This is a genomic window from Photobacterium sp. SKA34, assembly GCF_000153325.1.
Lineage (GTDB): Bacteria > Pseudomonadota > Gammaproteobacteria > Enterobacterales > Vibrionaceae > Photobacterium.
Window position 1 is genome coordinate 889,633 of record NZ_CH724142.1, and the last position, 7,188, is coordinate 896,820.

The window sequence follows — 7,188 nt, forward strand, 5'->3', positions numbered from 1 at the left end:
CAAGATACCTACACTAAGACCTGTAGCGTTAATTTGTTATTAATCAGTCCTTTTAGTTAATAACACACCATAGCAATGTGACTTATAAATCCCCATTCTGCTATTACGCTCAAATTTTAAGTTTGTGGTAATGATAAATAATGCGGATAATTGCAATATTTCGTACCATAGATATTTATAACTACAATCAGCAACCTTGGGTGCTTTAATTTATGCGAATTCTTATTGTCGAAGACGATGCAATCCTTAGCCATCACTTAAAATCTCAACTTAGTGAATTAGGCAACCAAGTTCAATGTGCAAATACGGCAGAAGAAGGTTTATTCTTTGCTGAAAACTACCCTAATGATATTGCGATTGTTGATATTGGTCTACCTGACCGTGATGGGATTAGTTTAATTAAAGACATGCGTAAAAAAGGTCTTCGCCTTCCCATTCTTATTCTTACTGCACGTTCTAATTGGCAGGACAAAGTAACAGGCCTTGAAGCTGGCGCTGATGACTATCTCGTTAAGCCATTCCAAAAAGAAGAAATGGTTGCTCGTTTGAGTGCACTTGTTCGCCGCAGTGCCGGTTTTGTTAAGCCGGAAATGACCGCTGGTGATATCCGTGTAGATCTCCTCGCTAAGCAAGTTTATGTTCATGAGATATTATTAGAGTTGACCGCTTTTGAATATGACTTACTTGAATATCTTATGCGCCATAGCCGTCAGGTTGTATCAAAACAACGCTTACTCGATGTGTTATATGAAGATCAAGAAGGCGATCCAAATACAATCGAAGTTATGATTAGTCGTCTACGTAAAAAATTCACTAAAACAGGTCAAGAAAACCCAATATCAACCATTCGTGGTCAAGGGTATATTTTTGAACTTAATGCCCAATGAATAAACTTATACAGCCGCGTTTAAGACGTCGAGTTTTAATCACATCTGTAGCTATTATTGCTTTAGTCACATCGGCCTTGGCTGGTGTGATTAATAAGCTTTATTCTCAAAGCTATATGGCATCCTACTCTTCAGAGCTTGTCGCTCAAATGCCAATGGTTGTTGCTCAACTTAACCGTGCAGGTTTAATCAAAGACGTTGATAAATGGATTGATTCTCTTGATCCATCAGACACCGATTATATTGCCGTAGTGTGCGATCAAGCAGATAACACCACATGGCTATCTCATGAAGCCAATAAAGCGAATTTAAAAGATGTTTGTCGTTATCTGCCAGAAGAAATACCGACCCCTACCCTAATAAAAATGGGTGATGATAAAGGCTATATCGCTTATAACCTCAGTCGAGATAAAGAAAATGGCAACATTTACCAGCTCGTTGTATTACGTTCAGCAAATGATTATGAAAAATCATTAGAAAAACTCCACCAACGTACCGCATTTTATCTCGGCTTGTTTGTGCTTATTGCTGTTGCATTTCTTATTGCGGCCTTTCACTGGGGATTTCAACCGTTACGTAAGTTAGCCTCTCAACTCGATCAAATGGCGGAAGCTAAACGAGAAAACTCGATAATGATTACCCAATGGAACTGCAAGAAGTGACTAAAGCGGTTAACCGATTAAACCGTATTAGCAGTGATCAAAAAGTACGTTACCGCCATGCGATGGATGATCTTGCACATAGTCTAAAAACCCGTTTTGCGGCAACAAATGCATTATTGGATGATAAAACGTTAGAACGCCACGAGCTAAATCAACGCATTATGGAGCAAATCAGCCAAATGGATGATCTTGTTCAATATCAACTAAAACGTGCAATGGTAGGTCAGCAAGGGCTACAAAAAAGTAATTCTCAATTAATGCCTGTTGTTAATAGCCTAAGTTTAATGCTCAGTAAAATTTATGCAGATAAACAAGCTCAACTGCATTATCACTTCAATGAAAATGTTATGTTGCCGTTAAATAAAGATGATTTAATGGAATTATTTGGCAATATGCTCGAAAACTCATTCCGTTTTTGTATTAGCCAAGTGCATATTACTGTGACAGAAACTAACACACACTTTACCATTAAGATTGAAGATGATGGTCCAGGTGTCAAACTTGATATGAGAGAAGCGATATTTCAACGAGGAGTACGTTCAGATCAGCTAAACCCAGGCCAAGGTATTGGTTTATCGGTATGTAATGAAATTATCGATAGCTATCAAGGAGCTATCTACGTTGAAGAGTCGCCATTAGAAGGAGCTGCATTTATTATTACACTACCAAAACTTAATGATTAAGAAATATTAAAATTTATGGTAGGCCGAATAATTGAATGTATACTCCCTGAAACGCCAAAAAATTGACAATCATTTGTAGACATGAAATTTATAATATTTAAAACTATCACTAGTAATTTATTAATAGCTAGGAGAGTTAATAAATGCAGTGCGAAAAATGCGGTAGTTTTGATGTAAAAAGAATAAAACGAAAACTATGGCATAATTTTTACATTAGAAGAATTCACCTCTGCAACCAATGTGGTTGGATACATAAGCAAAAAAAATAATAAATAGATTATATTGATGAATCAAAATAATAAAAAAACCGCCTTTCGGCGGTTTTTTATTTTGTATTAAATTAGATGTCTTTCACATCAAACTCAACAACAGGATTCACATCTGCATCATAATCAACAGCGTCAATACCAAAACCAAATAACTTTAAAAACTCATCTTTATATTGCTGATAGTCAGCGACATCAAATAAGTTTTCATTGGTTACATTTGGCCATAAATCACGACAATGTTGCTGAATATCTTCGCGAAGTTCCCAATCATCTAGACGTAAACGGTTTTCATCATCAACTTCTAGTGCAGTGCCATCTACTTTAAATAAGCGTTGGTTGAACATACGTAAAATCTGCTGCATACAACCTTCATGTACGCCTTCTTCACGCATCTTCTTAAATACCATCGCAATGTAAAGTGGCATAACAGGAATTGCTGCGCTAGCTTGCGTCACAACACTTTTAAGCACAGCAACATTCGCTGAACCACCATGCAGTGCTAATTTTTCATTAAGCTCTGTTGCAGCACGATCAAGATCCATTTTCGCTTGACCTAATGCACCATGCCAGTAAATTGGCCAAGTAATTTCAGTACCAATGTAGCTATAAGCAACAGTCTTACAACCGTCAGCTAAAACGCCAGCATCAGATAGAGCATCAATCCAAAGTTCCCAGTCTTGACCGCCCATTACAGTTACAGTGTCAGCAATTTCTTGCTCTGTAGCTGGCTCAATGCTCGCTTCGATTAATACATCTTTATTGGTATCTACTGCTGTTGCTGTGTACGTCTCACCCATTGGTTTTAGGCATGAACGAATAACTTCACCTGTTTCAGGTAATTTACGTACAGGAGATGCAAGTGAGTAAATCACCATATCAACTTGACCAAGATCTTCTTTGATCAAATCAATTGTCTTTTGTTTTGCTTCGTTAGAGAAAGCATCACCATTCAAGCTTTTTGAATAAAGACCTTCTTCTTTCGCAAACTTGTCAAATGCTGCTGAGTTATACCAACCTGCAGTACCTGGTTTTTTCTCTGTACCTGGTTTTTCAAAGAACACGCCAATAGTTGCAGCACCGCCGCCGAATGCCGAAGCAATACGAGACGATAAACCATAACCACTTGATGAACCAACAACTAACACACGCTTAGGTGCGTTTGCAATTGGACCTTGTGCTTTAGTATAAGCAATTTGCTCTTTTACGTTCTCTTCACAACCCACTGGGTGCGTTGTTGTACAAATAAATCCACGAGTTTTAGGTTTGATGATCATCTTCAACTTCCCTTACATAGTTGTAGATAGGATAAAAGGTTAGCGTCAAATACGCATTAAATTTATGACAGAAAATGATAAAAACCATAGTGGTTGGAGGTGTTAAAGATATTTCTGGTCAAAAAAAGTGCCACGCTTGGCGTGGCACATGGGAGGTTCCAGGTTTATATTACTAACTAAGCTACCTAAGCTGCTTTTCCTGGTAGTATGCGAGCTTTTTTAAAATGGTCTGCACAAAAATGATCAACTTGAACCGCTTTTTGTCTTAGCTGTTCAGCATTTTCTATTTTTTTCTTCTCAGCTTCTGTGATTACTCCCACATCTAATGCAACTTGTAACTTATTTGTTAACGATGCTTTGCGTGGGATCTCACCTCTACGTGTTGCTTTCATCATTTTGCGCTCTAAGGGCTTGATCTCGTGCATAGCTAAAAAGGCACGTTCCATAATTGCAACAGGATCATCCTCTTTATCACCAACATAACAAAGATGTGTTAATCGCTCACGATGTACACCTGGAGTCATTAATGATTCTGCAATGTCGATAGCTATTACATCTGATGGTGCGTGATAATGAATGCCTAACGGGAAGTTAATCGTTCGAAGTAGACGCCCAACACCTTTACGAGGGAAATTATTAAACACATCATTAAAAGCAACACCACATTGATGTAAACAATGCTCTACACCGTATTTCACCATTGATAAATCTTGCTGCTGACGCCCTTCATCTTCATAGCGTTTTAATACTGCCGATGCTAAATAAAGATGGCTTAAAACATCGCCTAAACGTGCAGAGATTAATTCTCGGCGTTTTAACTCGCCACCAAGGCTTAACATCGCAAAATCAGCACTTACCGCTAATGCCTTTGCCATTCTTGCTAACTGGCGATAATAAGGAGCTGTTTCACCACTAACTGGTGATCGATTAAAACGAGAGCCTGAAAAAGCATTCAGTAATGATTTGCTGACATTACCGATAGCAAAGCCTATATGTTTTGATAGCAACTTATCGAAATCTTTCTCACCTTGCTGTTCGTCTGGATTGGCAGCCGCTTCCATTTCACTGAGTACATAAGGGTGACAACGTGTTGCACCTTGACCAAAGATCATCAAGTTTCGAGTTAAAATATTCGCGCCTTCAACAGTGATTGCAACTGGCATACCAAAGTAGTGATGGCCTAAATAGTTCATTGGACCGAGCTGAATAGCACGACCAGCATGTACATCCATTGAATCATTAAGGATCGTTCGTGCCATTTCAGTCATATGGTATTTGGCAATGGCTGTAACAATCCCTGGGGTTTGTCCCATATCTAACGAAGTCGTGGTTAATGTCCGCGCAGCTTCCAACATATAAGTGAAACCACCAATCCGCCCTAAAGCTTGAGCAACACCTTCAAAATTACCAATTGAAGTACCAAATTGCTTACGAACAACTGAATATGCGCCTGTTGTTTTCGCTGTTAAGTGTCCAATAGCAGTGCCTAATGCAGGAAGAGAAATACCACGCCCTGCTGATAAACACTCCACCAGCATTCGCCAACCTTTTCCGGCATATTCTTGACCACCGATTAGCCAATCCATTGGAATAAAAACATCATTACCGCGTGTAGGCCCATTCATAAAAGCCATATTTAATGGGTCATGGCGTTCACCAATTTCAACGCCAGGATGATCGGCTGGAATTAATGCACAGGTGATACCTAATTCTTTTCTATCACCAAGCAGACCATCAGGATCTTGCATTTTGAAAGCCAGACCTAATACTGTTGCAACTGGTGCTAAGGTGATATACCGTTTATTCCATGTTAGGCGTAAACCTAATACTTGTTCACCTTCATGCTCGCCATAACAAACAATACCTTCATCAGGAATACTACCGGCATCTGAGCCTGCTTCTGGCCCAGTTAATGCAAAACATGGAATATCTTTACCGTTAGCTAAACGTGGTAGCCAATAATTCTTCTGTTCTTCTGTCCCGTAATGAGTCAATAATTCACCTGGCCCTAGGGAGTTAGGCACCATGACACATACCGCAGCACTTAAACTACGAGTCGCAATTTTAGCAACTATGGTTGAATTCGCATGAGCTGAAAAATCAAGACCGCCGTATTCTTTGCCAATAATTAACGAGAAAAACTTTTCATCACGTAGGTACTGCCACACCTCTGGCGATAAATCTTTGTCTTCTTGAACAATCTGATAATCGTTTAACAAGGCTAATAACGTTTCTAGCTTTGTGTCGATAAACACTTGCTCTTCATCAGAAAGTTTTGGCTTAGGGTAGGTTAACAATGTATTCCAGTTAGGTTGTCCACTAAATAACTCACCATCCCACCATACACTCCCCGCTTCCATTGCCTCGCGTTCTGTTTCTGATAACGGTGGCAACACTTTCTTAAACATCTTAAAGGCGGGATCGCTGAGATAACGTTTTCGCATTACAGATAAAGTGCTCATAGTTCAGATCCTTTTGCTTCGATTTTTTTATAATGACTAAGTAGGTATACATTCGTTATTTAGTTTGCGACTTGCTTAACCAGAGAAATATTAGGCTCTATTGGTGCACCAACCCCTGCTGCGAGATAGGGAACAAGGCGGTCAATTAAATCTTCAGTTTTCACATGACTCGAAAAATCGTTTTCTGCTATTTCACATAAAGCGGCGCTTGATGCCATCGTGAATACAGATGCACCTAATGTAAAATGTAAGCGCCAGAAAAGAGTTTCCGGATCTAAGGATGGATTAGCACGGCATACTGCGGTGACAAAAAGAGAGAGGACTTTGTCGTAACGGGTAACAATAAACCACCGTAAATGCCCCTGTACGTCAGTATAACCTCGCCCTAGTAATGACATAAAAACCGTCGCACCATTGGTTCGACAATCATTAAGACTCACTAGTGGTGACTTTGTACAGTGGAAAACATCTTCCATCGTAAAATCATCACGGGTTAAAAGTCTTTCTAATTCGCTTTTTAACGCAGGCATAAAAATATCAAGGTAGCGACTGAGTACTGCACGTACTAATGTTTTCTTATCACCGTAATGATAATTAACAGAAGCAAGATTGACCCCAGCTTTACTCGTTATGGTCCGCAGCGACGTTTCGTTAAAACCATGCTCGGCAAATAACAACTCAGCGGCATCTAGAATACGACTTTTAGTTTCACCTTTTCCAGCCATTTTCATTCACCCGTATTAAACACATGTTTAAATACTACATCTCGTTAACACTTTTAACAAGTTTGCTATTTAATTTTGAGAGGTGAAATATCATTAGATCTTAAAGATAATCAAAATTTGAATAAGACCCTAAATATCAATTAGTTATACCAAACCTCAAAAAGCAAGTTTGATGACTAATAAAATATTATAGAAAAAATATATATTTGCGGAACTAAACTCGATC

Annotated in this window: 6 protein-coding genes; 3 read left to right on the forward strand and 3 right to left on the reverse strand. The window is 38.9% G+C overall.

Annotation, left to right across the window (positions count from 1 at the left end; genetic code table 11):
* The first annotated feature begins 212 nt into the window (after positions 1-212).
* The 3 genes from SKA34_RS12995 to SKA34_RS23675 are packed head-to-tail and all read left to right on the forward strand — an operon-like array spanning position 213 to position 2,232.
* Positions 213-887 (forward strand): response regulator, encoded by a 675-nt coding sequence (locus tag SKA34_RS12995; protein ID WP_006645994.1) that lies wholly within the window; start codon positions 213-215, stop codon positions 885-887.
* Positions 884-1,549, forward strand: coding sequence for a hypothetical protein (locus tag SKA34_RS23670; protein WP_006645995.1), 666 nt, complete (start codon positions 884-886; stop codon positions 1,547-1,549). Before SKA34_RS12995 ends, SKA34_RS23670 begins: the two co-directional genes overlap by 4 nt.
* A complete protein-coding gene (locus tag SKA34_RS23675) occupies positions 1,531-2,232 on the forward strand; it encodes an ATP-binding protein (protein WP_006645996.1) in 702 nt (233 codons plus the stop codon). Before SKA34_RS23670 ends, SKA34_RS23675 begins: the two co-directional genes overlap by 19 nt.
* A gap of 340 nt (positions 2,233-2,572) precedes the next feature.
* On the opposite strand, the gene fabV is transcribed toward SKA34_RS23675, so the two are convergent.
* The 3 genes from fabV to SKA34_RS13015 all read right to left on the reverse strand — a co-directional run bounded on the left by fabV (position 2,573) and on the right by SKA34_RS13015 (position 6,962).
* On the reverse strand, positions 2,573-3,775 hold the full coding sequence (fabV, locus tag SKA34_RS13005) for an enoyl-ACP reductase FabV (RefSeq protein WP_006645997.1): 1,203 nt from the start codon (positions 3,773-3,775) through the stop codon (positions 2,573-2,575).
* 185 nt (positions 3,776-3,960) lie between these two features.
* Entirely contained in the window at positions 3,961-6,237 is a 2,277-nt protein-coding gene (locus SKA34_RS13010; RefSeq protein WP_006645998.1) for an acyl-CoA dehydrogenase, read from the reverse strand.
* Positions 6,238-6,296: 59 nt separating this feature from the next.
* On the reverse strand, positions 6,297-6,962 hold the full coding sequence (locus SKA34_RS13015; protein WP_006645999.1) for a TetR/AcrR family transcriptional regulator: 666 nt from the start codon (positions 6,960-6,962) through the stop codon (positions 6,297-6,299).
* Positions 6,963-7,188: the final 226 nt, after the last annotated feature.